Genomic DNA, 25,329 nt, shown 5'->3' with positions numbered 1-25,329 from the left:
GTCCGCCGGGGCACGGCGGCGGGGCGGGCGGAAATCCGGTGGGCCGGCCCGCCCCGCCGCCGTACGCTCGCGGCATGCCACGACCTCACGGCTTCACCTACGAGCAGCACACCGGCGGAAGCGTCCGCATCAGCCACCACGGCCGCCCCGCCACCACCTTGAACGGGCCGCGGGCCGCGCGGTTCCTCGCCGAGGTCGGGACCTCGGACCCCCAGCTCGTCATGGCCCGCTGGACCGGGAACTACAAGCGCGGCAACGAACGCACCGCCCGCGACCACCCGCGCAACCGCCGCTGACCCGAATGGCAGCAAGGTAAGGGAACGGCAAAACCGCCTCGCTCGTTCACCCGGCATGACAGCTATGACCCCCGGCTCGAACATCCCCCTGTCCGCCGCCCGCGTGACGGTGGACGTCGCCGCTCCGGTGCGGCTCGACGTATCGGGCCTGCTGCTCACCGCCGACGGCAAGGTGCGCTCCGACGACGACTTCATCTTCTACAACCAGCCGTCGGGCCCGGGCGTGACGTACCGCTCGGGCGGCGGCTCCGCCCCCGACGCCATCGTCGTCGACACGTCCGCCCTCCCCCCGGGCATCGAGAAGATCGCCGTCACGGCCAGCCCGGACGCCGCGGGCCAGACCTTCCAGGGCATCGAACCGACGGCCACCATCCGCAACGCGGACGACGGCTCGGTCCTGGCCACCTTCACGCCCCCGCAGCTCGGCAGCGAGACGGCCCTGGTGATCGTCGAGGTGTACCTGCGCAACGGCCAGTGGAAGGCCCGCGCGGTCGGCCAGGGCTACGCCAACGGCCTGGCGGGCATCGCCACGGACTTCGGTGTGACGGTGGAGGAGCCGGCCGTCCCGGCCCAGCCGGTGACCCCGCCCCCGGCCCCGGTGCAGCCGCCGGCCCCGCCCGTCACCACACCCGCGGCTCCCCCTGCCGCTCCGGCGACGCCTCCGCCGCCCGCTCCCGGCGCCGGCAAGATCAACCTCGACAAGGGCCGCGTCAGCCTCCAGAAGAACCAGACCGTCTCGCTGATCAAGGGCGGCCGTCCCCTGCTGTCCCAGGTGCAGATGGGCCTCGGCTGGGAGCCGGCGTACCGCGGCAAGGACATCGACCTGGACGCCTCGGTCATCGCCTACGGGCCGCAGCGCAACCACATCGACAGCTGCTACTTCGGCAAGCTGCAGATCGTCGGCGGCGCGATCCGGCACTCCGGGGACAACCTCACCGGTGAGGGCGGTGGCGACGACGAGGTCATCACGGTCGACCTCGGCCGTCTGCCCCAGGAGGTCACGGGCCTGGTGTTCACGGTGAACTCCTTCTCCGGCCAGAAGTTCACCGAGGTGGCCAAGGCCTACTGCCGCCTGCTGGACGCCTCCACGGGCGAGGAGCTGGTCCGCTTCGACCTGACCAGCGCCGAGGCCCAGACGGGCGTGATGATGGCCAAGCTGATCCGCCAGTTCTCCGGTGAGTGGGAGATGACGGCGATCGGCGACTTCGTGAAGTCCCGCACGGTACGGGGGATGGTGAAGCCGGCCGCCCAGGCCCTGTGACACCCTCGCGGCCGCACCCCGGGCGCCCTTCCCGAGGGCGTCCGGGCGGCCTCGCCGGAGCCGGCCGCCCGGGTCAGCGCTCGCGCGGGCGGAGGCCCTCGGTCAGGAGGGTCAGGTAGCGCCGCAGGTGACCGCACTCCCCGTCCGCCAGTTCCGACGCCGTCGCCATGCCGTGGGCCAGGCGCAGGACGTCCTCCGGCGCCACGTCCTGCCGCAGGGTGCCCTCCTCCTGCGCGGCCCGCACCAGCCGTCGCGCCGCGCCGCGCACCGAGTCGCCGCAGGCCGTGGCCACCGCGCTCGCACCGCCGGTGACGGCCGGGCCGAGCAGCGTCCGCAGCCCGCGCATCCGGATCAGCCCGGCGCCGACCTCGTACAGCCACTCCGCCAGGGCCTCCCCCGGTGCCAGCGCGGCGGCGAGTGCGTCGGCCCGGGCGGCGATCGCCTCGATCCGGTCCAGGTACACCGCCTCCAGCAGGGCCTGCCGGGTCGGGAAGTGCCGGTACAGCGTGCCGGACCCGACACCCGCCCGCTTGGCGATGTCGTCCAGGGACGCGTTCTCGCCGTGCTCGGCGAACGCCTCCACGGCCACCTGCAGCAGCCGCTCGCGGTTGCGCCGGGCATCCGCCCGCATGGGCCTGACCTGCACCACGCGCCCTCCTCACGGACCGACCGGGGACCCTCCGGGCACCTTAGCGGCAACGGCCCGCCGCACCGTGCGCGCCCGGTGTGACCGTACGGCTCAGGCGGAGGCGCGCACCACCAGCTCGGGCGTCACCCACGCGTCCGGGCCCCGCAGCGGTTCCTCGCCCGCCCGCAGCCGGGCCACCTGCTCCACGGCCAGCCGCCCCAGCCGCCGCTTGTCGATGTGCAGGGTGGTCAGGGCGGGCTCCACCAGTTCGCCCAGGGAGAGTCCGTCGAAGCCCAGGACGGCCAGATCGTCCGGGACCCCCCGGCCGTGGCGGCGCGCGGCCCGCATCGCGCCCACCGCGATGAGGTCGTTGAAGCCGAACACGGCGGTGATCCCTGGCCGTTCCCGCAGCAGCCGCTCCAGGCCGGCCTCGCCGCCCGCCACACTGTGCTCCGGGCACGTCTGGATCCAGCCCTCGTCCACCGGCAGGCCGAGCCGCCGCACGTGGTCCAGGAAGGCCTGCCGCCGGGGCCCGGGGCCGTGCACGCCGTCCAGCATGCCGATCCGGCGGTGCCCGGCGCGGTACAGGTGCTCCAGGCCCGCACCGACCCCGCTCGCGGCGTGGATGCCGACGGCGGCGAACCGGGTCTGCCGCGGCCCCCGTTCCAGCAGCACCAGCGGTACACCCGCGAGGTGCCGGGTGAGGACCTCGTCGGAGTCCCTGAAGTAGCCGATGACGGCGTCCGCCTGGTGGGAGAGCACGTCCAGGGCCTGCCGCTCGCGGGCCTCGTCGATCCGGGAGTCCCAGACGACGACCTGCCAGCCGCGCTGCTCGGCGGCCTCCAGCACCCCGGCGGCGACCTCGGGGAAGAACGGGTTGCGCAGGTCCGGGATGACCAGGCCCGCGGTGACGGCGCCCTTCTGCACGAGGCCGCGCGCGAACCGGCTCGGCCGGTAGTCCAGGAGCCGCACCGCTTCCAGGACCCGTTCCTTGGTGCCGGGGTCTATCTCGCCCTTGTCGTTGACCGCGCGGGAGACCGTCTGGCGGGACACCCCGGCCAGGCGGGCGACGTCGTGGATCGTGGCCCGGCGCCGCGCACCGCCGGGCCCTTCGGCTCCCGGCTCCGCGCGCTGTTGGTCGGTCCACACGTCCAGCACTGTATCCGCCGCCGGCCGGGCGGGGTCCGGCGGCCGGGCGGGCGCCGTCAGCCGCCGAGTTCGGTGAACAGCGTCAGCTGGAGGGCGCCGGGGGCCCGGAGCCGTGAGTTGAGGGAGTTCCAGGGGGTGCGGACCGGCTCGGCGACGACCTCGGCCCCGGCGGCCTCCAGCCGCGCGGTGGCGGCGGCCGAGTCGTCCACCTGGAAGGCGACGCGGATGTGCCCGGCCACGCGCCTTCCCACCTCCACGTCGTCGATGAACGCGGCGTGGTGCGGATCGGTCAGCTCCAGCGTGGCCCGCCCGGCCTCCAGGATGGTGACCCGTCCGTCCTCCGAGGCGAACGCGTCCCTCTCGGGCAGGCCGAGGACGTCGCGGTAGAAGTGCAGGGCGGCGTCGTAGTCGTCCGCCGTCACTACCAGGCGGAGCTCGCGGACGGCTGGTGTGTCGGACATGGCGCCTCCTCGGCGACGTCGGCTCACCGGGGGCAACGCCCCCGCCGCCCGGCCGATTCCCGAAAGGGGCCTCAGAACAGCGCGCTGTAGGCGTTCAGGGCCGGCTGACCGCCCAGATGGGCGTACAGCACGGTCGCCTCCCGGCCTATCTCGCCCCGCCGCACCAGGTCCACCATGCCCGCCATGGACTTGCCCTCGTAGACGGGGTCGGTGACCATCCCCTCCGTGCGAGCGGCGAGGCGCATGGCGTCCAGGGTGGCCTCGTCGGGCACGCCGTAGACGCCGGCGTGGTACCGGTCGTCGAGTTCGACGTCGTCCTCGGTCAACTCGCTTCTGACACCGATCAGTTGTCCGGTGCGGTGGGCGATCCGGGCGATCTGCGCCCGGGTGGCGGCGGGCGCGGCCGAGGCGTCGATGCCGAGCACCCGGCGGGGGCGTCCGCCGGCCTCCTCCAGCGCGGCGAAGCCGGCGACCATGCCGGCCTGGGTGGACCCGGTCACCGAGCACACGACGACGGTGTCGAAGAAGACGCCCAGTTCCCTCTCCTGCTGGGCCACTTCGTACGCCCAGGCGGCGAAGCCGAGTCCGCCGAGGGGGTGGTCGGAGGCACCGGCCGGGATGGCGTAGGGCGTGCCGCCGGACTCCTCGACCTCGCGCAGCGCCTGTTCCCAGCTCTCCTTGAAGCCGATGCCGAACCCGGCCCTCACCAGCCGTACGTCGGCCCCGGCGAGCCGGCTGACCAGGATGTTGCCGACCTTGTCGTACACCGCGTCGGGCCAGTCCACCCAGCTCTCCTGCACGAGGACGCACGCGAGTCCGGCCCGGGCGGCGACGGCGGCGACCTGGCGGGTGTGGTTGGACTGCACGCCGCCGATCGACACGAGGGTGTCGCAGCCCTGGGCGAGCGCGTCGGCGACCAGGTACTCCAGCTTGCGGGTCTTGTTGCCGCCGTAGGCGATGCCGGAGTTGCAGTCCCCGCGCTTGGCCCACAGGGAGGCACCGCCGAGGCGGTCGGTCAGCCGTTCCAGCCGGTGCACGGGCGAGGGACCGAAGAGCAGCGGGTAACGGGCGTACGAGGAAAGGGACATGCGTCCTCCCGGTCGGGTTCCGGTCCGTCAGTCGGCGAGCTCTTCGAGCCCTCGCCAGATCTCCGCGGTGACGCGGACCGCCTCGGCCACGTCCCCGGCCGCGCAGGCCTCGATGAGCCGCTCGTGCAGCCCGGCCGAGCGGCAGCTGCCCGGCTCGCCGAAGCGCCGGCGTTCCAGGCGGCGGATGAGCGGGGTGTAGCGGGCGGCGGTCGCGGCGGCCGCACGGTTGCCGCCGGCGCGCACGAGGACGTCGTGCAGTTCGTCGTCGGCGCGCAGGGCGGCCTCGACGTCCCCGCTGTCCACGGCCGTGGCGAACCGCTCGTTGGCGGCGCGCATCACGGCGATGTCCGCTGCGGTGAGGCGGGGCACGGCGGCCCGGGTGGCGAGTTCGTGCATGGCCCCGACGACGGCCGCGGCGTCCCGGACGTCGGCGGTCACCAGCGGGGTCACCCGGGTGTAGCTCTGCGGCTTGCTCTCCAGCAGGCCCTCGTCCACGAGCCGGGAGAAGGCGTCGCGCACCGGGGCGCGGGACAGTCCGAGGCGTTCCGCGAGGTCGGCGTCCCGTACCACCGTGCCGGGTTCGATCTCCCCGGCCACGATGGCGTCCCTGATCGCCTCGTACGCCCGGTCCCTGAGCAGGGTCCGGGGCACGGGCCGGATGGCGTCCACGACTGACATGTTAGATGTCAGTACCGGCTTCGACAAGGGTCCGGACGAGGCGGCCGGGGCCCGCTCCGCACGCGGTGCGGGCCCCGGCCGCTCAGGCCGCCCAGGGCCAGTCGGCGTCCCGTGCGGCCTCGATCAGCGGGACCATGCGGAAGGCGGCGTCCGACAGGCCCCCGAAGGTGTGCCGGTTCGCCGCGCCCGACGGGCCGTGACCCGCCGGGTGACCGGCCAGGTTCCAGGTGTAGAGCGGCACGTCGGCCGGGACCTGCTCGGCCGGGCCGCCGCGGTGGTGGTGCGTGTACTGCTCGTCGGTGACGATCAGCACCCGGTCGTGCCCGTCGTAGTGCCGGCGCAGCGCTTCGGTGGTGTCGGTGCCGCCGAGGCCGTGGAAGCGGTCGAGGACCTTCAGCACGGACTCGCCCGCGCGGAAGGTCACGCGGTCGCTGGTGGAGCCGAACTCGACCAGGTCGGCGTGCTCGGCCCGCAGCGCGAGGGCCGTGCCGAACACCGCGGCCGCGTCGGCCCAGCTGAGCGCCGAGCGGTCGGACAGCCGCGACCAGAACATCGAACCCGAGCGGTCCACGAGCACCAGCGTCCGGCCGGACAGCGCGGGCACGTTGGCCAGCGAGTGGCCGAGAGCCCGCTCCAGGGCGTACGACCAGCGCAGCGAGGGCGCGTGCCGGTGGGCGGCGAGGTAGCGGAAGGGGAACTGGCGCGAGCGGGCGACCTCCGCCGGGTCGCTGATCCGGGCGCAGACCTGCTCGGCGACCTCGTCGCGCACACCGGCCTCGTCGAAGTTGCGCAGATTGCGCAGCAGCGCCATCGGCCCCATGGAGGGGATGACGGCCTCCCAGGCGGCCGCGTCCATCGGCCCCTGCAGCCAGCCCGCCAGCGCCTCCCACGTCATGCCGGCCGCGGCCAGCCGCTCGGCCCCGCCCTCGGCGGTCACGACCGCGCGTCGCTGTGCGACGGGCAGCGCCATCAGCGCGCGGTGCGCGGTGAGCACGGGCTCCGAGGCGGGCGGCACGGCGGCGTCCGGGTGGTGCCGGCGGTCGAGGGCGTGGCGGAACAGCTCGCCCTGCCACGGCTTTCCCGGGTCGGGAGCCGCGTGCACGAGGTTGAGGATGTCGCCGAAGCGGTAGCCCTTGGAGGCGGTGTCGTACTTCAGCAGAGCCCGGCCGTGGTACAGGCGGCGCACGGCGTCGGCGACGCCGCGCTTGACGGGCTTGGGCACGTTGCGGCCGTACGTCGTGGTCCAGTAGGCGAGCAGCTCGCCGGGCTCGTCCGGCCGCTGGAGGACGGAGTCGACGACCTGCCGGCTGGACGGTCCGCCGGTCGCTCCTGCGTCCAGGCGGGCCCTGACGTACTCGGCGGCGCCGACGACGGAGGCGGTGCGCAGGTTGCCCGCGCCGCGCAGCCAGCCGAGCAGGCCGGCCGTCCACTCCGGGTCACGGACGGCGAGTTCGCGCACGAGCCGCCGGAACCGGTCGTCGCGGTCGGCGCCCGTCTCGTAGAAGCTCCGCTGGGAGACGAGGTGGGACACGGCGAGCAGGAACAGCTCCGAGCGCGCGTCCCGCTCGCGGCCCCGGCCACCCTCGTAGGTGCGCAGCACACGCCCCGTCGACGTCACCCGCGAGACGGGACGGGCCCGCTTCGCCTTGCCGTTGAATCGCGCCATGGTGAATTCCCCCGAATTCGTTCGTCTGTTTCGAGGGCGACGCGGCAGAAAAATCGGTGGGTGCCCGAGGACAGAATGCGGCGACGGACTCATTCAGATGCTCTACCCATTGAGCTACGGCGACCCGAGGTCGCCGACGGGACTCGAACCCGCAACCATCCGATCCCAGGAAGTAGCCGTTGCCTTCGCACCGGGCACCCACCAAGCCGCGCCTCCCGAGATCAGGTCGGCGGCGGCGTCGGGTTCTGTGGAAGAAGTAGCCGCTGCCCTCGCACCGGGAGGTGCGTGACGTGGTGATCTCACTGTAGGAGGCGCGCCGCGGGAGGTGCGAACGAATTTAGTGCTTCTTCTGCCGCTTCCAGGGGCCGGTGATGGCGAGCATGATGCCGGGCGTCTGGATGTTGGCGTAGAGGGTCCGGCCGTCGGGCGAGAAGGTGACCCCGGTGAATTCGCTGTACTCCGGCTCCTCCTCGGTGCCGATGTTCAATTCGTTGCGGGCGATCGGGTATGTGCGTCCGCTGTCGGTGGCCCCGAACAGGTGCTGCACGCCCTCGCCGTCCTCCGCGATGACGAGACCGCCGTACGGGGAGACCGTGATGTTGTCGGGCCCGTCGAACGCGCCGTCCTTCGCGGGGTCGGGGTTCACACCGAGCAGGACCTTCAGGGTCAGGGTGCGGCGCTTGGGGTCGTAGAACCAGACCTGGCCGTCGTGCCGGACGGGGCTCTCGTCACGGGCGTAGGAGGAGACGATGTAGGCGCCGCCATCGCCCCACCACATGCCCTCCAGCTTGCGGGCGCGCGTGACGTCGCGGTCGCCGAACTGCTTGCGCACGGGGGTGGTGCGGGCGTCGCGGTCGGGGACGTCCACCCAGTCGACGCCGTAGACGGTGCCGATGCGGGTGGCGCGGGACAGGTCGTCGACGAACCTGCCGCCGGCGTCGTAGCACTTGGGCGCCTGGAGCACACCGGCGTCGTCGGCGAGCCGGCGGAACTTCCCGTGGCCGTAGGTGAAGCCCTTCGGCGGGGTCCAGCGGAAGAAGAGGCCGTTGGGGCCGGAGGCGTCCTCGGTGAGGTAGGCGTGGCCGCGCTTGGGGTCGATGACGACGGCCTCGTGGTCGTAACGGCCGAAGAACTTCAGCGGCTTGGGGTCGCGGTTGGCGCGGCGGTCGGCGGGGTCGACCTCGAACACGTACCCGTGGTCCTTGGTCATGCCGTTGACGCCGGCCTTGTCGGAGTTCTCCTCGCAGGTGAGCCAGGTGCCCCACGGGGTGCGGCCGCCGGCGCAGTTGGTGGAGGTGCCGGCGATGCCCACCCACTCGGCGACGCGTCCGTCGGGGCGCACCTCGACGACGGTGCAGCCGCCGGCCGCGGCCGGGTCGTAGACGAGGCCCTCGGTGAGGGGCACGGGATGGGTCCAGTTGGCGCGCGGGCCCTTCAGCTCGTGGTTGTTGACGAGCAGGGTGGTGCCGCGCGGGCCGTCGAAGGCGGCGGTGCCGTCGTGGTTGGACGGGGTGGACTCGCCGGACTCCAGCTTCGTCTTCCCGCTGTGGGTGATGACGCGGTACGTGAAGCCTGCGGGCAGCGCGAGGATGCCCCGGGGGTCGGGGACGAGCGGCCCGTAGCCGACGCCGTGCCGGGCGTCCGCGGCGCCCTCGGCGCTGTCGACGCTGTCGGTGTCGTAGGACGCGAGGGCGTTCGGGGCGGTGGCGAGGGCCCCGACACTGCCCGCCAGTGCGACACCGGCGCCGGTGATCGCGGTGTTCCTGGCGAAGTCCCTACGGGTGAGCGACATGGAGTCTCCTGAGACGGTGGATATGCCGTGGAGGGTGGCGGACCTCGTTCGGCGAAACCGTCCCGCTCATCCATGAACGCCGGTTGAACACACCCTGGGGGCGCGGGGAACTGCGCGACAAGCCGAGACGGCGCCGCACGCCCGGAACCGGATCAGCCCCCCTGCTGCGACCGCGCCTTGAACGCCGCCTTCCGTGCTTCCTTCGCCACCTTCTTGTCGGGATGCAACCGCCCCATCGCCTCCAGCACATCGGCGGTCGCGGGGTGATCCACCCGCCACACAGCGGCGAAGAACCCGCTGTGCTGCTGCGCGAGTCCCTGCACCAGAGCCCGCAGCTCCTCGGAGTTCCCCTCCGCCGCGAGCTGCGCGGCGAGCGTGTCGATGGTCAGCCAGTACACCATCGCCTCGGACGGCGCGGGCACGTCCGCCGCGCCCTGCTCGGTCAGCCAGACGCGAGCGAGCCCGCCCAGCTCGGGGTCGTCGAGCACCTCCCGCAGGGCGGGTTCGGCCGAGGCCCCGACCAGCGACAGGGCCTGCTGGCAGCGCAGCCTCCGCAACGGCGCCCCGGCGTCGGAACCCCGCGCCGCCGCCAGCAACTCCCGCGCCGCGGCGAGCGGTTCGCGCCGCCCGAGCCACTGTTCCGTCTCGGCCTGCGCGGCCCCGGGCGGGTACCCGGCGGTGCCGTCGAGCAGCGCGTCGGCCCCCTTGTCGGTGAGGCCGCCGACCGCGGGGGCGTCGAAGCCGGCCTCCAGCAGCCGGGCGCGCATGCCGTAGAGCCCGAGCGGGGTGAGCCGGACCATCCCGTAGCGGGAGACGTCGGTGTCGTCGACGGGAGCGGCGGGCTCCTCGTCGGCGTCGGCCATCAGCGCCTCGTCCACCGGCTGGTACTCCACGAATCCGACCGGCTCCAGCATCCGGAACTGGTCGTCCAGCCGCATCATCGCGTCGGACACCTGCTCCAGGACGTCGTTGGTGGGCTCGTCCATGTCGCTCGGCACGATCACCGAGGCGGCCAGCGCCGGAAGGGGCACGGGGGCGCCGTCGGGGGTGTCCTCGCCCGCGGTCAGCAGGTAGAGGTTGCCGAGGACGCCGTCCAGGAACTCGGCCTCGGCCTCGGGGTCCCAGTCCAGGGCGGACAGATCGACCTCGCCGTCCTCGTCGAGGAGTCCGTCCAGGTCAGGCACGCTCGCGTCGGCGAGCACGGTCTCCAGGGCGGCGAGCCAGACGGCCAGCACGTCCTGCGGGGAGCCGCCGGTGAGCAGCGCGAGCTCCTCGCCCGCCGTGACGGTGCCCTCCTCCTCGTCGAGCACCTCGACGAGGCCGGCGTCGACGGCGACCCGCCAGGCCTCACCGGCGTCGGCGGCGGCGTCGTCCCCGCTCAGGCCGAGCGTCTCGACGGCGGCGGGCAGCTGTTCGTCGACGAGGCCGCCCCCGGCGTCGACACGGGTGTCCGGCCCGGCCCAGCGGGCGAGCCGGGCGGCTCGGGACAGCAACGGCGTGGACAGCGCGTCGCGCGCCAGCTCCGCTTCGCTGTGCAGCCGCACCGGCGGCAGGGGGGAGCTGTCTGACATCGGCTGGTTCTCCTAGGGCCTGTCGTTCGGATCACGCGGCGGACGCGGGTCCCGACAGGCACGTCTGCCGCGTTGTCGTCCGCCTTGCAGCTGCACGCGCCGGATCCCGCTCGACCGCGTCGATCAGCCACTGTCGGTCCCCGGGCCTGCTCCGAACGACAGGCCCAGCGCGCCTCAGGTGGCTCAACCGCTCAGCCTAGACGGATTTCCACCCATGCCGCCCACTTCATCTCCTCGTCGACCGCCGTACATGGCCGAAACCTTGACAAGTGACATGAACAGGCTGGAGATTGACGCGCGTAGAAGTCGGCGGACACTTGTTCACCGGACCGGCCCCACCCCGTCCACGCGTCCCGCCCGCGTCTACGCGCGTCACCGCCCCGCCCCGCAGGGCGCGGTCAGCTGTCGTCCCTGTCGTTCGCCCCTCGTCCCGGCGCCCTGTCACGTCCCCGGAGGGAATCCCGTTGCCGAGCAAGTCGTCCGCGCGCCTCGCCGCGCTCACCGTCGCCGCCGCCTGTTCCGCGGCTTCCACGATCGTCCTCACCACCCCCGCGCACGCGGAGTCGGTCCGCGTCCACGACATCCAGGGCAGCACCCGGACGTCCCCGTACGCGGGCAAGCAGGTCACCGACGTGGCCGGAATCGTCACCGGCATCCGGACCTACGGGTCCTCCCGCGGCTTCTGGATCCAGGACCCCAGCCCGGACGCCGACCCGGCGACCAGTGAGGGCGTCTTCGTCTTCACCAGCTCCACCCCGAAGGGGGTCGCCGTGGGCGACTCGGTGACGGTGAGCGGCACGGTCACGGAGTTCGTCCCGGGCGGCGCGAACTCCGGCAACCAGTCCGTCACGGAGATCACCAAGCCGACGACCACGGTCGTCTCCAGCGGCAACGCCCTCCCCGCCGCGACGGCGATCACCTCGCGCTCGGTCCCGGCGGCCTACGCCCCGGCCGGTGACGCCGCCGCCGGCGGCTCGATCAACGCGCTGCCGCTGAAGCCCGCCGCGTACGCCCTGGACCACTACGAGGCCCTGGAAGGCATGACCGTCCAGGTCACCGACACCCGCGTGGTCGGTGCCACCGACCCGTACACCGAGCTGTGGGTGACGGTGAAGCCGCACGAGAACCGCAACCGCCACGGCGGCACGGTCTACGGCTCCTACGACGACCAGAACACCGGCCGTCTGCAGATCCAGTCGCTCGGCTCGCCCGCCGCCTTCCCCAAGGCGAACGTGGGCGACACCCTCACGGGCAGCACCTCCGGTCCGCTGGACTACAACCAGTTCGGCGGCTACACCCTGGTCGCGAGCGAGCTCGGCACCCTGAGGAGCGCGGGCCTGGAGCGCGAGACGACCCGCGCGCAGCGCTCGTCCGAACTCGCGGTCGCCACCTACAACGTCGAGAACCTCGACCCGTCCGACGACACGTTCGCCGCGCACGCCTCCGCGATCGTGAACAACCTGAAGTCGCCCGACATCGTGTCCCTGGAGGAGATCCAGGACAACAACGGCGCGACGAACGACGGCACGGTCGCGGCCGACCAGACGCTGGACAAGCTGATCGACGCGATCGTCGCGGCCGGCGGCCCGACGTACGACTGGCGCTCGATCGACCCGGCCGACGGCACCGACGGCGGCGAGCCGGGCGGCAACATCCGCCAGGCGTTCCTGTTCAACCCGGAGCGGGTCTCCTTCGCGGACCGCGCGGGCGGCGACGCCACGACGGCCACCGGTGTCGAGAAGATCCGCGGCAAGGCGCACCTGACCCTCAGCCCCGGCCGCGTCGCGCCCGCCGACGAGGCCTGGAAGAGCAGCCGCAAGCCGCTGGCCGGCGAGTTCACCTTCCGCGGCCGCACGGTCATCGTCATCGCCAACCACTTCAACTCCAAGGGCGGCGACCAGGGATTCACCTCCCAGTACCAGCCCCCGGCGCGCAGCTCCGAGACCCAGCGCCACCAGCAGGCCACGGTGGTGAACGCCTTCGTCAAGGACATCCTCGACATCCAGAAGAACGCGGACGTCATCACGCTGGGCGACATCAACGACTTCGAGTTCTCGAGGACCGCGCAACTGCTGGAGGGCCGCGGAGAACTCTGGTCGGCGATCAAGTCGCTTCCCCGCAGCGAGCGTTACTCGTACGTCTACCAGGGCAACAGCCAGGTCCTGGACCAGATCCTGGTCAGCCCGTCGATCCGCCGCGGCTGCGACCTGGACTACGACAGCGTGCACATCAACGCGGAGTTCCACGACCAGATCAGCGACCACGACCCGCAGATCCTGCGCTTCCGCCCGTGACACCCGGCGTGGGGCCGGCGCGGCCGGCCCCACGCACCCTCACCCGGGCACCAGTCCCAGCGCGTGCGTGTACCGGCTGCCGGTGAAGCCCACCAGCCCGTCGAACGTCCGTACGCGCTCCCAGGCGTCCGTCGACGGCGCGGTCAGTGCCCGGTCGTAGGCCGCGGCGCTCTCCCACTCGGCGTAGTTCAGCACGTGCCCGCCGTCCGTACTCAGATGGAAGTGGGCGGACACCAGCCCCGCGTGCCCCTCTGCGTCGTCCTCCAGTGCCTTCAGCACCAGATCGACCCACTCCTCCCGGCGCCCGGCCTCCTCGAAGTCGATCCGCACGGTGACGATCAGCCCCGGAACCCTCACGTCCCCCGCCGCACGCTCCCGGCTGCGCCGACGCCGGTACCGCCTCAGCTCCACCCGCTCGATGCCCGGCACGACGGTGTCGATCTCGTCGACGCGCTCCTGCCGGTGCGTCTTGACATACGCCTCGTAGTCCTGTTCGCCGCTCCACTGCGAGTAGTGCATGAGCGTCGTTCCGTCGTGCCCTGTGTACACGTGATAGCCCAGCAGCCCGTTCGCGGGCCAGGGACGCCGCTCCCAGCTGTGTCGAACGGCCTCCACGGTCAGCCGCTGCCGCTCGGGCGTGCCCACCCGCCAGGTGGAGAAGAAGGGGGCACCGACGCGGGGGTCGGTGAGATCGGGGTGCTTCTCGGTTCGCATGGACCACTCCAGTCGTAGCGCCGCTCGGCGTGCACCCACCTTCCGACCTCGACCGGGCTTGAGGTCAACTGCCCGCACCCGCCGCCCGTGGAAGGGGCCGTGTCGGGGGTGTCCGCCCGCAGGCGGGCCGGCGCGTCGACGAACAGCGAGTCGGTACGACACCCCGTCGCGCCGTTCCGGGGACGGACACCCCCCGACGCGGCCCGATCCACGACCGGCGGAAAGCGCTCCGGACCACCGCCGGTCAGCCCCTGAACTCAGCGGTACCCGTGCGAGTGCCTCCACCGCAGCACCCCGACCGCCACCACCCCGGCGGCCGCCCCGGCCACCAGCACCGGCCGCGGATGCCGCACCCCGGCCTGCACGATCGTCCGCACCGGTCCCGGCCCGGCCTGCGCGGCGCGCTCCTGCACCGCGTGCCCGGCCTGCGCCGCGCTGCTGCGCAACTGCACCGACATCGCCCCGGCCTTGTCCCGCAGGTCGGCGGCCCGGGCCAGCGCCCGTCCCTTCACATCCGTCTTCCCGGCCAACTCCTCCACCGTGTTGCCGAGTTCACCGCGCGTCCGCTCGATCTGCCGCCGCAGCTCGTCGGGCCCCTTCGCCCCACTCGTCGGCTTCGTCATCGATGCGCCCTTTCCTTGATCTCCTCCACGTCCGCCTTGACGCTGCCGATCGCCTTCTCGGGCGTGGGCGGGGTGGCCCGCCGCAGCTGCCCGCGCCCGAGCGCGGCCAGCACAGCCGCGACGACGAACAGCACCCCGGTCACGATCAGCGCCGCCGCCCACACGGGCAGCACCAGCGAGAGCGCGGCGACCCCCGTGCCGGCCAGCGCGATGAACCCGGCGTAGGCGACCGCCCCGGCCGCGCCCAGGAGCCCGCCGCCGCGCCCCGCCCGGCGGCCCTTCTCGGCCAGCTCCTCCTTGGCGAGCGCCACTTCCTGCCGTACAAGCCGGGAGGCCTGCTCGGCGGCCTGGTTGACGAGTTCACCCACGGAGTGGCGCTCGTCGCGCACGACCCGGTGATCCATGGTTCCGGTCACGGTTCCGCCTCCTCTCGAAGCAGGACCCCGAGTACCCGGCGGCCCGGCCTCCTACCACAGGCTCCACACCTCGCAGCACCCCTTAACAACACCCCGTAGAAAATTTAAGTGGAGCTACACAATGAACCGGCCGACACTACCGCCATGACCTCTCCCTTCGGCCGCACGCTCTGCGCGATGATCACCCCCTTCACCGACGCGGGGACCCTCGACCTCGACGGCGCCCAGCGGCTCGCCGCCCACCTGGTCGCGTACGGGTGCGACGGCCTCGTCCTCTCGGGCACGACGGGCGAGTCCCCGACCACCACGGACCAGGAGAAGTCGGCCCTGATCACCGCCGTGCGCGAGGCCGTGGGAGACAGGGCGTCGATCGTCGCGGGCGTCGGCACCTCCGACACCCGCCACACCACGGAGCTGGGCCGCGAGGCGGAGAAGGCGGGGGCGGACGGCCTGCTGGTGGTCGCGCCCTACTACAGCCGCCCCCCGCAGGACGCGATCGAGGCACACTTCCGCGAGATCGCCGACTCCACCGGCCTCCCGCTCATGCTCTACGACATCCCCGTCCGCACCGGCGTCCGCATCGAGGCGGAGACACTCCTGCGCCTCGCCGCGCACCCCCGCGTCACCGCGGTCAAGGACTGCTCGGGCGACTTCCTCGCGGCCCAGAAGGTGCTGGCCCGCACGGACCTGGCGTACTACGCGGGTTGCGACGAACACAACCTGGCGCTGTACGCCGTGGGCGGCACGGGGTACGTCAGCACGGTCGCGAACGTGGTCCCGGCGCACCTGCGAGCCGTGCTGGACGCCTTCGACAGCGGCGACACCGCACGGGCGGCCCGCCTCCAGCAGCGGGCGACCCCCCTCATCGAGGCGATCATGGCGGCGGGCCTCCCGGGCACCGTCACGACCAAGGCCCTCCTGAACGCCCTCTCCCTCCCGGCGGGCCCGGTCCGCGCACCCCTACGCGCGACGGACCGGGCCACGGCCGCCCACCTCGCCTCGCTGCACACGGAGTTGCTCGCATCCTGAGCCCTCTCACACGGAGGCCCGTGCCGCGCGGTGTGCGCGGCACGGGCCGTCCCCCTCGGTACTGCGTCCGTTCAGTCCCAGGCGTACCCGTCACCGAACAGCAGGGTGTGCTCCAGGACGTCCTCCGCCGGGTCGTCGATCTGACCGGCCTCGATGTTGAGCAGGCCCATCCGGTGGCCGTTGCGCGAACCGGTGTTGGTCTCGTCGGCGTGCGCGCCGCCCGCCGACAGCCAGCACACCGTCAGCGCCGCGACGGCCACCGCCAGACGCCGTCCAACGGCCCGTCCCCGCTCGTTCCTCATGCCCCGGTCCTCGTTTCGTCGTTTCGGCTGGTGATCGGACACTGCGTCCACCCGTTCATCTGCCGATACCGCCGCGAGGTCACGCCGGGTCATCCGTACGGGAAGGCGGCTCCCGGAAGACACGATCCACGGCTGCCCGGGTACGCGCCTCGGTGTTCGACATCAGGTGCGTGCAGGGACGCAGGGTGAGGATCGGGTCATGATGACCCAGGTACTCGCTCAGGCCTGGATGCTCTCCCCCGCGTCCAGGAGCACGGAGGCGTAGAAGTTGCAGAGGGCGTGCAGGCCGTTATCGCGGCCGAAGGTTACGCCGGCCGCAGTGAGAGCGGGGCGCCACACGGACCGGTCGAAGCGGTACCGGTGGAGTCATTGAAGCTAGATGTCGAGGTGACGGTGAGGTCCGCCAGCAGTTCTCGATCTGCTTCCATAACCGCCTCATCGGCGGCCGACTGCGGACCAGCAGCGAGAGCAAGGACGTGGCGTTCGTCGATCCGAGCAGGATGGACGAGCTGAACATCCACCCGTCGATGCGCATGCGGATCGAACACGGTCTGGCAGCGCGGGCAGAGCCCTACATCGGTTGAGGCTTCTCGGAGCGATGCCCCAGCAAATGGCGACGCAGCAACCGGATCGCAGGGGCGTGGCTGTAGCGCTCGGCGACTTGAAGCGGTGTTTCACCAGTGGCGTCGGGCAGTTCCGGGTCTGCGCCGTACGCGAGGAGCACAGCCGTTGTTGCCACGGTAAGCGGACCACCACTCTGCAGCGCCGAGTCACCTTCCGTGTCAACCGCGTGGGTCAGAGGAGTGGCACCGTTGCCTTCGTCAGGGTCTGCGCCGGCGTCGAGCAGCCGCGCCAGCAGTTCGACGTCCTGGTGCTCAACGGCGAAAAGAGTCGGAGGCCACCAACCGCTTCCGTCGATGATCGCTCGCTGACTCGGCGCCAGTGACGTGAACGCCGCGACCCGTCGCTTCGTGCGCTCGACGGCCGCACCCAGGTACGGTCGCGCCTTGCTGATCGCGTTGTGCACCTCGCTGCCAGGCTCGTAACGCACGAGGATCTCGTCGATCCGCTTGTCGAAGTCGAAGGACTGCCCGGCCGGGCCGGTCGTCATGTCGGAGAAGATCAACGCGTCGACGACAGGGGAATCCTCCCGCTCATAGCCGGCCAGATCCTCCGAGAGACCGCGCTGCTCCGCTTCGTACACGGCTCCGGAGTGGTGGGCGACCAGACGCACGAGACGTGCCGGCGCACCCAGCGATTCCAGGTGCCGGGCACCGTCAAGTGGATGGAAGCCGGTGTCGCGTAGCTCGGGGGCGTAGCCGATGTCGTGCAGCCATGCTGCGGCAACGAGGAGATCCCGGTCAGCCTTCGACACAGCTGCTGCAGCTTCCCGAGCGCGAGCGGCCACAGCCTGAGTGTGGAGCCAGCGGTTGCCGAGCGGGGGAAGCAGAGACTCGGCGAGTTCGGCCGCACCTTGAGGCGTGTCCAGTGCAGAAGGCCTGCATGGAACGGTAGCCCAGAGCGGAGGCGAGCTGACAGGCCCACGATCGAGCGGCTTCGATCATGGATGCGGTAAGACTTTCCCTACTTCATCAAGGCCCGCGCACAGCGCGGGCGCGCGCCGCCTCAACGGCGCGGCCCGCCTCCTGTCTTCGCCCCGGCTGGCCGCGCCCGGCGGCTGCGGGCATGAAGCGGGGAGACACCCTCTGTGGCTGGGGCGGTCGACTCCACGGCTTAGGCAGCCACTTTGGGGCGAGCCTCTAAGATCTTGGCCCCAACGTCGTGCTTTAACGGGCAGGTCCACAGACTGCCCGACTCGCCATCAGCTTACGGGGCCAGATCACTCGCCCCAAAGCAGCTCTAGCCCAAAGCCGCTCCGCCGACCTTGCATTCAACTCCTTACGTAATTGCCCGGCATGGACGCAGCGCCCGCCTCACATATCGGCAACATAGTCCTGACCGTGGTTCCCCCGGTCGCTACTATCGAACCAATTACCCCAGTCCGTGTAGTCATCTCGAATATGCCCCGACTCGCGAGCAAGTGAGGTACGTGATCGCAGTGCGTTCACCAGGGGCTCAGGGAGTTCGTTTAGCGCCTCGGCTCGTGGAGGCAAGACAACGTGCAGGACATCTGGCGTATTCTCCCAGAATCTCACAATCACCCCTCTAAGAGGGTCCACATTCCCATCTGCCGCTCGGCCGTAATGCGATCGGACTTCTGCAACCATGTTGTCCGTATCGTCGAGGAGGCGTTGGCGCATATTGTCACTACTCGTTGCCAATGCAGCCAACTTGAGCAGGAACTTACTGTTATATCTGGGGTCCTGCCACGACAAACTGTCGAACCAGGTCCGCAGCACCAATGCATGATTTTCGTTCATGGCCTGGAATCCGGCGTTCGACTCCGCCTTCGACTCCAGCGATCCAATTCCATCGCGATCGGTACCCATCAGCTACTCCTTCGATTCAGGCATGATTTTTAGCAGACCCTCGCCCACGAGCCTACTCACTAGGTCGAGCTTCTCCTGAGCGTTCAGCCCAGGGATTTCATGTACTGCAAAACGATGACGTTCTGCGATGAAGTTGAACGCCAAATCCAAGCGCTCCGGCCCGGCAACAAAGTTGGTCGCGAACTCAATCCGCGCCTCACTGGAGGCTGACCGCACCCTGCAGAAGAAGCTTGGAGTGCGAAAGACCACCGAGCTTGCATTCAGGCTTGGAATAGAATCCAGTGAACTAAAATGTCCTGATCCGACCGCTTTTGCTTCCTTGAACAGTTTGTCGCTAAGGCGCAACTTCACCTGGTCAGCGAGTGCTTCGTCCTGAATAGCGCTCATGAGGATCCCGAAGATAGCGGAGATGCTCTCCGGTTCAAGTGCGTCGTCGAGAAAGCCGGGCGGCAACGCTCCCCTGAGCCGCGCATTGCCGTTAGCCGCAACGCCGAGGGCTTCAATCAAGAAATCAACCCAACGGTAAGCGTGGATGCCAACCGTCAAGTGAAGGGATGAAGAATCAGATGTGGTCGCATCATGAGGGAATCCGCGTGGCAAGTAAAGGAGGTCACCCGGATTCAACGTGAAGCTTGAGTAATTGACGAGCTCAACAGGGCGCTGCTCCGTATCGGGGAGCGGAAGGTCCTTTGACGGGGTCCCAACACGCCAGTGCTTAACACCATTCAATTGCAAGATGAAAACATCATGAGTGTCGACATGCGGGGCGAATCCTTGTCCGCTCCGTGGCGTGAGGTACAGGTTAACGCCAACTGGATGATGAAGAGCACCTTCGAGGTTGCGGCTCAAATTTGCTACAACTGCAGACCTGCGATGAACTCCATTGATGACGACGGAGTGTCCCTCTTGGTATGCGCGATAAATGGCTTGAATGTCTGGAACTCCGTTGCCGTGCGGTTGAGTTTGCAGCTCGGAGGAGCTCCCTCCTCGGTCACTGCGAATGATACGCATATCCGCAGGGTTTGGAGTTTTTCCACCGCATGTAGTGGTAATCAGTTCATCAACTGCATCAAGCCCCGGCAGGGCTGCGAAGTAATCAGTGTTACCTCTAGCGACCAGGAGGGGGCGATGTTCCCAACTGGATCGCAGAAATTCAGATGCGGAAATCGGATGCAGTAGCCATTCGAGGCTGAACTGTAGCGTTAGAGGGACTTCACGAAGTGGCACATTATGAGTCGTACCGGCGAGTTTTGCTGATTGCAAGGACGAGCAGCCCCAACACGATGCACATCGCCTGGATGGGGGAAGCAGCGGACGTCCTCCCAGCCCGATCACTCACGGTGACGGCAATCCTGACGGCAACGACGGCGGACGGCAGCGGCACTGTGCAACCCGGAACAGTGGCATCAAGGTGCCATTTGACCGCCTCACCATGGCTTGCCCGCATCTTCTAAGCGCCTGTCCCTCACAGGGGAGCAAACACTCGCTGGGGAGGCAGGTGTCTTCTCTGAACGCACGAGCGCCCTCCCGGGCCGTCCTCGGGCCGTGGAAGGGCGCTCAATGATGACCAACGTCGACAGCTACCGACAGCTCAGCAGCAGGTCAGGACGTTGATCGATAAGGCGGCCGCAGGTCACGGCCGTCGGTGATCAGTTGTTGCTGTGCAGGATCTCGTTCAGGCCGCCCCACACCGCGTTGTTCGGCCGGGCCTCGACGGCGCCGGTGACCGAGTTGCGGCGGAAGAGGATGTTGGAGGCGCCGGACAGCTCGCGGGCCTTGACGATCTGCCCGTCGGGCATGGTGACGCGGGTGCCTGCGGTGACGTAGAGGCCCGCCTCGACGACGCACTCGTCGCCCAGCGCGATGCCGACGCCCGCCTCGGCGCCGATCAGGCAGCGCTCGCCGATGGCGATGATGACGTTGCCGCCGCCGGACAGGGTGCCCATGGTGGACGCGCCGCCGCCGATGTCCGAGCCGTCGCCGATGACGACGCCGGCGGAGATGCGGCCCTCCACCATCGACGTGCCGAGCGTGCCGGCGTTGAAGTTGACGAAGCCCTCGTGCATCACGGTGGTGCCCGCGGCAAGGTGCGCGCCGAGGCGGACCCGGTCGGCGTCGGCGATGCGCACGCCCTTGGGCGCCACGTAGTCCGTCATCCGCGGGAACTTGTCCACGGAGGTCACCTGGAGGTGCAGGCCCTCGGCGCGGGCGTTGAGCCGGACCTTCTCCAGGTCGTCGACGGCGACCGGGCCGAGCGAGGTCCAGGCGACGTTGGCGAGGTGGCCGAAGATGCCGTCCAGGCTCTGGCCGTGCGGCTTGACCAGGCGGTGCGAGAGCAGGTGCAGGCGCAGGTAGACGTCGTGGGCGTCGACCGGCTTCTCGTCGAGGGAGCCGATGACCGTGCGGACCGCGACCACCTCGACGCCGCGGCGGGCGTCGGGGCCGACCGCGGCGGTGGCGCCCCCGCCGAGCAGCTCCGCGGCACGCTCGGCGGACAGCCGCTCGGTGCCGGACGGGCCGGGCTCGTCGACGAGCTCGGGCGCGGGGAACCAGGTGTCGAGGACGGTGCCGTCGGCGGCGATCGTGGCGAGGCCGGCGGCCACGGCGCCGGTGGTGCGGGGAGCAGTCGTGTCGGTCATGAGGGCAACCTAACCGGCCGGCACGGGTCGATGCGAACCGGTCCCCGGGCGTCTCACGAGCCGGTCCCCGACCCGCCGGGCATCCACCGGCCGCGCGCCCGCGCCCGGGATGCCGAGCCCGCCTCCCGCGCGGCGACCGAGCCCACATCCCGCACTCCGCCCTGCGGCCGGCCCGCATCCCGCCCGGCGACCGAGCCCGAGCCCAGCCCGGCGGCCGAACCCCTCACCCCGACGGCACCCGCACTCCGCCCTGCGGCCGGCCCGCATCCCGCCCGGCGGCCGAGCCCGAGCCCAGCCCGGCGGCCGAACCCCTCACCCCGCCCAGCACCCGCACCCCGCCCGGCGCCCGAGCCCCTCACCCCGCCCAGCGCCCGCACCCCGCCCGGCGCCCGGCCGGCCAGCCGGCCGGCACGCATTCGCCCGATAGCGCCCGCCGTCGCTCCGCCGCACCTCAACCGATCACCCGCCCCAACACCCCCCGCGCGTACTCCTCGTCGTACACCGCCCCCGTCAGCAGCACCTGGAGGCAGATGCCGTCGACCACCGCGACCAGGGCCCGCGCCGTGGCGGGGTCCGTGCGCCGGGCCAGTGGCCGGGCCAGCCCCTCGGCCCACTCGGCGGCCACGGGCCGCAGGGCGGGCCGGCGCAGCGCGGCCAGGTAGAGCTCGTACTCCAGCTCCACGCCCGTCCGGTCACCGGCCAGCCACTCCTCCATCAAACCGGCGAGTTCGGCGGCCAGATCGGTGCGCGGATCCTCCAGACCGCCGCGCGAGGCCACCACCTTGGCGAACCCCTCGTTGGCCTGGCGCAGGGCGGCGACCAGGAGTTCGTCGAGCGTGGCGAAGTGGTACGTCGTCGAGCCGAGCGGGACGTCGGCCTCGGCGGCGGCGCTGCGGTGGCTGAGCCCGGCGATGCCCCTGGCCCCGACGACCCGGATCGCGGCGTCGATGATCCGCTGCCGTCGTTCGGGGTCGTGGCGCCGGGGCATCAGTGCGCACCGCCCAGGTTGAGCACGACGACCCCGAGGATGATCAGCGCGATCCCGGCGGCCTTGGCGGTGGTCATGCCCTCGCCGAGGAACACGACGCCGATCGTGGCGATGGCCGCCGTGCCCACGCCGGCCCAGATCGCGTAGGCCGTGCCGACCGCGACCGTCCTCAGCGTCTGGGCGAGCAGCGCGAAGGAGACGACATAGCCGAGAAGCGTGAGCAGCGAGGGCCCGAGCCGGCTGAACCCGTCGCTGTACTTCATGGCGGTGGTCGCACCGACCTCCGCGGCGATGGCCCCGGCGAGCAGCAGATAGCCCATGCGTACGAGCGTACACATCCTATGTACGGGCGTACACAACACGGACGTGCCGCGCGGGCACGCACTTGAGGGCGGCACCCGGCCGGGTGCCGCCCTCAAGTGCGTGAACCGTCAGTCGGTCTCAGACGTTGAACCCGAGCGCGCGCAGCTGCTCACGGCCGTCGTCGGTGATCTTGTCGGGGCCCCACGGGGGCATCCAGACCCAGTTGATCCGCAGTTCGCTCACGAGGCCGTCCGTGGCCGACTTGGCCTGGTCCTCGATGACGTCCGTCAGCGGGCAGGCCGCCGACGTCAGGGTCATGTCGAGCGTCGCGATGTTCGCGTCGTCGATGTGGATGCCGTAGATCAGCCCGAGGTTGACGACGTCGATGCCCAGCTCGGGGTCGACGACGTCGTACAGCGCCTCACGGACCTCTTCCTCCGAGGCCGGCTTCATCTCAACGGTCTCGCTCATGCCGTCGTCTCCTTCTCGGCGTCGGCTCCGCCCAGCACCTGGGCCGTCGCGTCCTTCCAGGCCATCCAGCTCAGCAGGGCGCACTTGACCCGGGCCGGGTACTTGGACACCCCGGCGAACGCCACCGCGTCCTCCAGGACGTCCTCCATCGCGTCGTCGGGCTCGATCCGGCCCTTGGACTGCATCAGCTCCAGGAAGGTCTCCTGGATCTTCCGCGCGTCGGACACTTCCTTGCCGACCAGCAGCTCGTTCAGCACGGACGCCGAGGCCTGGCTGATGGAGCAGCCCTGGCCCTCGTAGCTGACGTCCTGGATCGTCGTGCCGTCGTACTTCACGCGCAGCGTGATCTCGTCGCCGCACGTCGGGTTGACGTGGTGCACCTCGGCGTCGCCGTCCCTCAGACCACGCCCGTGCGGGTTCTTGTAGTGGTCCAGGATGACTTCCTGGTACATGGAGTCCAGCTTCACTGTCTCAGCTCACGCCCTTCAGCCGAAGAAGTTCCGAACGTGCTCCAGGCCGTCGACCAGCGCGTCGATCTCGGCCGGCGTGGAGTACAGATAGAACGACGCTCGCGTGGTCGCAGGAATTCCGTACCGCAGGCAGACCGGCCGCGCGCAGTGGTGGCCGACCCGGACGGCGATGCCCTGCTCGTCCAGGACCTGGCCCACGTCGTGCGGGTGGATGTCGCCCAGCGTGAAGGAGATCGCCGCGCCGCGCTCCTCGGCCGTGGTGGGGCCGATGATGCGCAGGTCGGGGACCTCCAGCAGCCGCTTGACCGCGTACTCGGTCAGCGCGTGCTCGTGGGCGAGGATCTTCTCCATGCCGATCGACTCGAGGTAGTCGATCGCCGCGCCGAGACCGACCGCCTGGGCGATCGGGGGCGTTCCCGCCTCGAACTTGTGGGGAGCCGGCGCGTAGGTCGAGGAGTGCATCGACACCGTCTCGATCATCTCGCCGCCGCCGAGGAACGGGGGCAGGTCCTCCAGCAGCTCCTGGCGGCCCCACAGGACGCCGATGCCGGTCGGACCGCACATCTTGTGACCGGTGAAGGCCACGAAGTCGGCCTGGAGGGCCTGCACGTCCAGCGGCATGTGCGGTGCGGCCTGGGAGGCGTCGACGCAGACCAGGGCGCCGACCTCCTGGGCGCGGCGCACGATCGCCTCGACCGGGTTCTGGGTGCCGAGGATGTTGGAGACCAGCACGAAGGAGACGATCTTCGTCTTCTCGGTGATGACCTCGTCGATGTTCGACAGGTCCAGGCGGCCGTCGTCGGTGAGGCCGAACCACTTCAGCTTCGCGCCCGTGCGCTGCGCGAGCAGCTGCCACGGGACGATGTTGGAGTGGTGCTCCATCTCCGTGATGACGATCTCGGTCTCGGAGTCCACGCGGTAGGGCTCGTCGGCCCAGCCCAGCATGTTCGCCACGAGGTTGAGCGACTCCGAGGCGTTCTTGGTGAAGATCACCTCGTCGCGCGAGGGCGCGTTGATGAACGCGGCGACCTTGTCGCGCGCGCCCTCGTACAGCGCCGTGGCCTCCTCGGCGAGCACATGCACACCGCGGTGGACGTTGGCGTTGTAGCGCTCGTAGTACTCACTGAGTGCGTCCAGCACCTGGCGCGGCTTCTGGCTGGTGGCCGCGTTGTCCAGATACACGAGCTTCCGGCCGTCGTGGACCTGGCGGTCCAGGATGGGGAAGTCCTTGCGGATCGCCTCGGTGTCGAGGAGGCCCGGCAGCTGTGTCACGCGGATGCGCCACCCTTCGTGTATCCCTCGTAGCCCTCGTTCTCCAGCTTGTCGGCGAGTTCGGCGCCGCCGGACTCGACGATCCGGCCGCCGGAGAAGACATGCACGTAGTCGGGCTTGATGTAGCGCAGGATGCGCGTGTAGTGCGTGATCAGCAGGGTGCCGACCTCGCCCGTCTCGCGGACGCGGTTCACGCCCTCCGACACCACGCGCAGCGCGTCGACGTCGAGACCGGAGTCGGTCTCGTCGAGGATCGCCATCTTCGGCTTGAGAAGCTCCAGCTGGAGGATCTCGTGGCGCTTCTTCTCACCGCCGGAGAAGCCCTCGTTGACGTTGCGCTCGGCGAAGGCGGGGTCCATGTTGAGGCGCTCCATGGCCTCCTTGACCTCCTTCACCCAGGTGCGCAGCTTGGGGGCCTCGCCGCGGACGGCGGTGGCGGAGGTGCGCAGGAAGTTCGACACGGAGACACCCGGGACCTCGACCGGGTACTGCATGGCGAGGAACAGGCCGGCGCGGGCCCGCTCGTCGACGGACATCTCCAGGACGTCCTCGCCGTCGAGAGTGACGGTTCCGCCGGTGATGGTGTACTTCGGGTGGCCGGCGAGGGAGTAGGCGAGGGTCGACTTGCCCGAGCCGTTGGGGCCCATGATGGCGTGCGTCTCGCCCTGCTTCACGGTGAGGTCGACACCCTTGAGGATTTCCTTCGTGCCGTTCTCGACCTCGACGGTGACGTGCAGGTCTCGGATTTCAAGCGTAGCCATGGGTGCC

General features: G+C 70.6%; 26 protein-coding genes and 1 pseudogene. 5 read left to right on the top strand and 22 right to left on the bottom strand.

What is annotated here, in order from left to right:
- Nucleotides 1-74 precede the first annotated feature (74 nt).
- Nucleotides 75-296 carry a hypothetical protein gene (locus ACZ4M5_RS25385; protein WP_467740123.1) on the top strand — a complete coding sequence of 74 codons (222 nt, stop codon included), beginning with the start codon at nt 75-77 and terminating at the stop codon, nt 294-296.
- 64 nt (nt 297-360) lie between these two features.
- Nucleotides 361-1,557 (top strand): TerD family protein, encoded by a 1,197-nt coding sequence (locus ACZ4M5_RS25380; protein WP_467740136.1) that lies wholly within the window; start codon nt 361-363, stop codon nt 1,555-1,557.
- 73 nt (nt 1,558-1,630) lie between these two features.
- Here ACZ4M5_RS25380 and ACZ4M5_RS25375 read toward each other — a convergent pair whose 3' ends face one another.
- From ACZ4M5_RS25375 to ACZ4M5_RS25340, 8 genes are all read right to left on the bottom strand, one after another.
- Nucleotides 1,631-2,206 (bottom strand): TetR/AcrR family transcriptional regulator, encoded by a 576-nt coding sequence (locus ACZ4M5_RS25375; RefSeq protein WP_467740122.1) that lies wholly within the window; start codon nt 2,204-2,206, stop codon nt 1,631-1,633.
- A gap of 90 nt (nt 2,207-2,296) precedes the next feature.
- Nucleotides 2,297-3,334 carry a LacI family DNA-binding transcriptional regulator gene (locus tag ACZ4M5_RS25370; RefSeq protein ID WP_467740121.1) on the bottom strand — a complete coding sequence of 346 codons (1,038 nt, stop codon included), beginning with the start codon at nt 3,332-3,334 and terminating at the stop codon, nt 2,297-2,299.
- A 56-nt stretch (nt 3,335-3,390) separates the two neighbouring features.
- Nucleotides 3,391-3,795, bottom strand: coding sequence for a VOC family protein (locus ACZ4M5_RS25365; RefSeq protein ID WP_467740120.1), 405 nt, complete (start codon nt 3,793-3,795; stop codon nt 3,391-3,393).
- Nucleotides 3,796-3,866: 71 nt separating this feature from the next.
- Nucleotides 3,867-4,883 (bottom strand): 1-aminocyclopropane-1-carboxylate deaminase, encoded by a 1,017-nt coding sequence (locus ACZ4M5_RS25360; RefSeq protein ID WP_467740119.1) that lies wholly within the window; start codon nt 4,881-4,883, stop codon nt 3,867-3,869.
- 27 nt (nt 4,884-4,910) lie between these two features.
- Nucleotides 4,911-5,552, bottom strand: coding sequence for a GntR family transcriptional regulator (locus tag ACZ4M5_RS25355; RefSeq protein WP_467740118.1), 642 nt, complete (start codon nt 5,550-5,552; stop codon nt 4,911-4,913).
- A 91-nt stretch (nt 5,553-5,643) separates the two neighbouring features.
- A complete protein-coding gene (locus ACZ4M5_RS25350) occupies nt 5,644-7,227 on the bottom strand; it encodes a TROVE domain-containing protein (protein ID WP_467740117.1) in 1,584 nt (527 codons plus the stop codon).
- Nucleotides 7,228-7,564: 337 nt separating this feature from the next.
- Nucleotides 7,565-9,019: an alkaline phosphatase PhoX gene (locus ACZ4M5_RS25345; RefSeq protein ID WP_467740116.1), complete on the bottom strand. Its 1,455-nt coding sequence runs from the start codon at nt 9,017-9,019 to the stop codon at nt 7,565-7,567.
- Between the two features lie 152 nt (nt 9,020-9,171).
- Entirely contained in the window at nt 9,172-10,590 is a 1,419-nt protein-coding gene (locus ACZ4M5_RS25340) for a hypothetical protein (protein WP_467740115.1), read from the bottom strand.
- Between the two features lie 464 nt (nt 10,591-11,054).
- On the opposite strand from ACZ4M5_RS25340, the gene ACZ4M5_RS25335 reads away from it, so the two are divergent.
- Nucleotides 11,055-12,884 (top strand): endonuclease/exonuclease/phosphatase family protein, encoded by a 1,830-nt coding sequence (locus ACZ4M5_RS25335; protein ID WP_467740114.1) that lies wholly within the window; start codon nt 11,055-11,057, stop codon nt 12,882-12,884.
- 39 nt (nt 12,885-12,923) lie between these two features.
- Here ACZ4M5_RS25335 and ACZ4M5_RS25330 read toward each other — a convergent pair whose 3' ends face one another.
- The 3 genes from ACZ4M5_RS25330 to ACZ4M5_RS25320 all read right to left on the bottom strand — a co-directional run bounded on the left by ACZ4M5_RS25330 (nt 12,924) and on the right by ACZ4M5_RS25320 (nt 14,637).
- Nucleotides 12,924-13,598, bottom strand: coding sequence for an antibiotic biosynthesis monooxygenase (locus ACZ4M5_RS25330; protein ID WP_467740113.1), 675 nt, complete (start codon nt 13,596-13,598; stop codon nt 12,924-12,926).
- Between the two features lie 257 nt (nt 13,599-13,855).
- Nucleotides 13,856-14,221, bottom strand: coding sequence for a DUF3618 domain-containing protein (locus ACZ4M5_RS25325; protein WP_467740112.1), 366 nt, complete (start codon nt 14,219-14,221; stop codon nt 13,856-13,858).
- Nucleotides 14,218-14,637: a phage holin family protein gene (locus tag ACZ4M5_RS25320; protein ID WP_467740111.1), complete on the bottom strand. Its 420-nt coding sequence runs from the start codon at nt 14,635-14,637 to the stop codon at nt 14,218-14,220. Before ACZ4M5_RS25320 ends, ACZ4M5_RS25325 begins: the two co-directional genes overlap by 4 nt.
- 144 nt (nt 14,638-14,781) lie before the next feature.
- Here ACZ4M5_RS25320 and dapA point away from each other — a divergent pair, with 144 nt between their 5' ends.
- Nucleotides 14,782-15,666, top strand: coding sequence for a 4-hydroxy-tetrahydrodipicolinate synthase (gene dapA, locus ACZ4M5_RS25315; protein WP_467740110.1), 885 nt, complete (start codon nt 14,782-14,784; stop codon nt 15,664-15,666).
- Nucleotides 15,667-15,737: 71 nt separating this feature from the next.
- On the opposite strand, the gene ACZ4M5_RS25310 is transcribed toward dapA, so the two are convergent.
- Nucleotides 15,738-15,968 carry a hypothetical protein gene (locus ACZ4M5_RS25310; RefSeq protein WP_467740109.1) on the bottom strand — a complete coding sequence of 77 codons (231 nt, stop codon included), beginning with the start codon at nt 15,966-15,968 and terminating at the stop codon, nt 15,738-15,740.
- Between the two features lie 389 nt (nt 15,969-16,357).
- Between ACZ4M5_RS25310 and ACZ4M5_RS25305 the strand changes: the two are divergent.
- Nucleotides 16,358-16,552, top strand: a pseudogene (locus tag ACZ4M5_RS25305) (NUDIX hydrolase); the annotation flags it as partial.
- Here the strand turns inward: ACZ4M5_RS25305 and ACZ4M5_RS25300 are convergent.
- The 10 genes from ACZ4M5_RS25300 to sufC all read right to left on the bottom strand — a co-directional run bounded on the left by ACZ4M5_RS25300 (nt 16,540) and on the right by sufC (nt 25,322).
- Nucleotides 16,540-17,418, bottom strand: coding sequence for an ankyrin repeat domain-containing protein (locus ACZ4M5_RS25300; RefSeq protein WP_467740135.1), 879 nt, complete (start codon nt 17,416-17,418; stop codon nt 16,540-16,542). The pseudogene ACZ4M5_RS25305 and the gene ACZ4M5_RS25300 overlap by 13 nt on opposite strands.
- A gap of 484 nt (nt 17,419-17,902) precedes the next feature.
- Entirely contained in the window at nt 17,903-18,418 is a 516-nt protein-coding gene (locus ACZ4M5_RS25295; protein ID WP_467740108.1) for a hypothetical protein, read from the bottom strand.
- A 3-nt stretch (nt 18,419-18,421) separates the two neighbouring features.
- Complete coding sequence (locus ACZ4M5_RS25290) at nt 18,422-19,645, bottom strand: cupin domain-containing protein (protein ID WP_467740107.1); 1,224 nt, start codon at nt 19,643-19,645, stop codon at nt 18,422-18,424.
- A gap of 422 nt (nt 19,646-20,067) precedes the next feature.
- Nucleotides 20,068-21,057, bottom strand: a complete 990-nt coding sequence (dapD, locus tag ACZ4M5_RS25285) for a 2,3,4,5-tetrahydropyridine-2,6-dicarboxylate N-succinyltransferase (RefSeq protein WP_467740106.1) — start codon at nt 21,055-21,057, stop codon at nt 20,068-20,070.
- Between the two features lie 451 nt (nt 21,058-21,508).
- Nucleotides 21,509-22,045 carry a TetR/AcrR family transcriptional regulator gene (locus tag ACZ4M5_RS25280; protein WP_467740105.1) on the bottom strand — a complete coding sequence of 179 codons (537 nt, stop codon included), beginning with the start codon at nt 22,043-22,045 and terminating at the stop codon, nt 21,509-21,511.
- Nucleotides 22,045-22,365, bottom strand: a complete 321-nt coding sequence (locus ACZ4M5_RS25275) for a DMT family transporter (protein ID WP_467740104.1) — start codon at nt 22,363-22,365, stop codon at nt 22,045-22,047. Before ACZ4M5_RS25275 ends, ACZ4M5_RS25280 begins: the two co-directional genes overlap by 1 nt.
- Before the next feature lie 121 nt (nt 22,366-22,486).
- Nucleotides 22,487-22,819, bottom strand: coding sequence for a metal-sulfur cluster assembly factor (locus ACZ4M5_RS25270; protein ID WP_028809645.1), 333 nt, complete (start codon nt 22,817-22,819; stop codon nt 22,487-22,489).
- A complete protein-coding gene (sufU, locus tag ACZ4M5_RS25265; protein WP_467740103.1) occupies nt 22,816-23,286 on the bottom strand; it encodes a Fe-S cluster assembly sulfur transfer protein SufU in 471 nt (156 codons plus the stop codon). Before sufU ends, ACZ4M5_RS25270 begins: the two co-directional genes overlap by 4 nt.
- Before the next feature lie 18 nt (nt 23,287-23,304).
- The gene (locus ACZ4M5_RS25260) at nt 23,305-24,561 is read right to left on the bottom strand and encodes a cysteine desulfurase (RefSeq protein WP_467740102.1); all 1,257 of its coding nucleotides are present in this window, start codon (nt 24,559-24,561) and stop codon (nt 23,305-23,307) included.
- Nucleotides 24,558-25,322, bottom strand: a complete 765-nt coding sequence (gene sufC, locus ACZ4M5_RS25255; RefSeq protein ID WP_467740101.1) for a Fe-S cluster assembly ATPase SufC — start codon at nt 25,320-25,322, stop codon at nt 24,558-24,560. Before sufC ends, ACZ4M5_RS25260 begins: the two co-directional genes overlap by 4 nt.
- Between the last annotated feature and the right edge of the window lie 7 nt (nt 25,323-25,329).

It is taken from the genome of Streptomyces sp. NPDC026246, from assembly GCF_055567995.1.
Note: the sequence above shows the minus strand (reverse complement) of the source record. Positions and strands in the feature narration are given on the sequence as shown.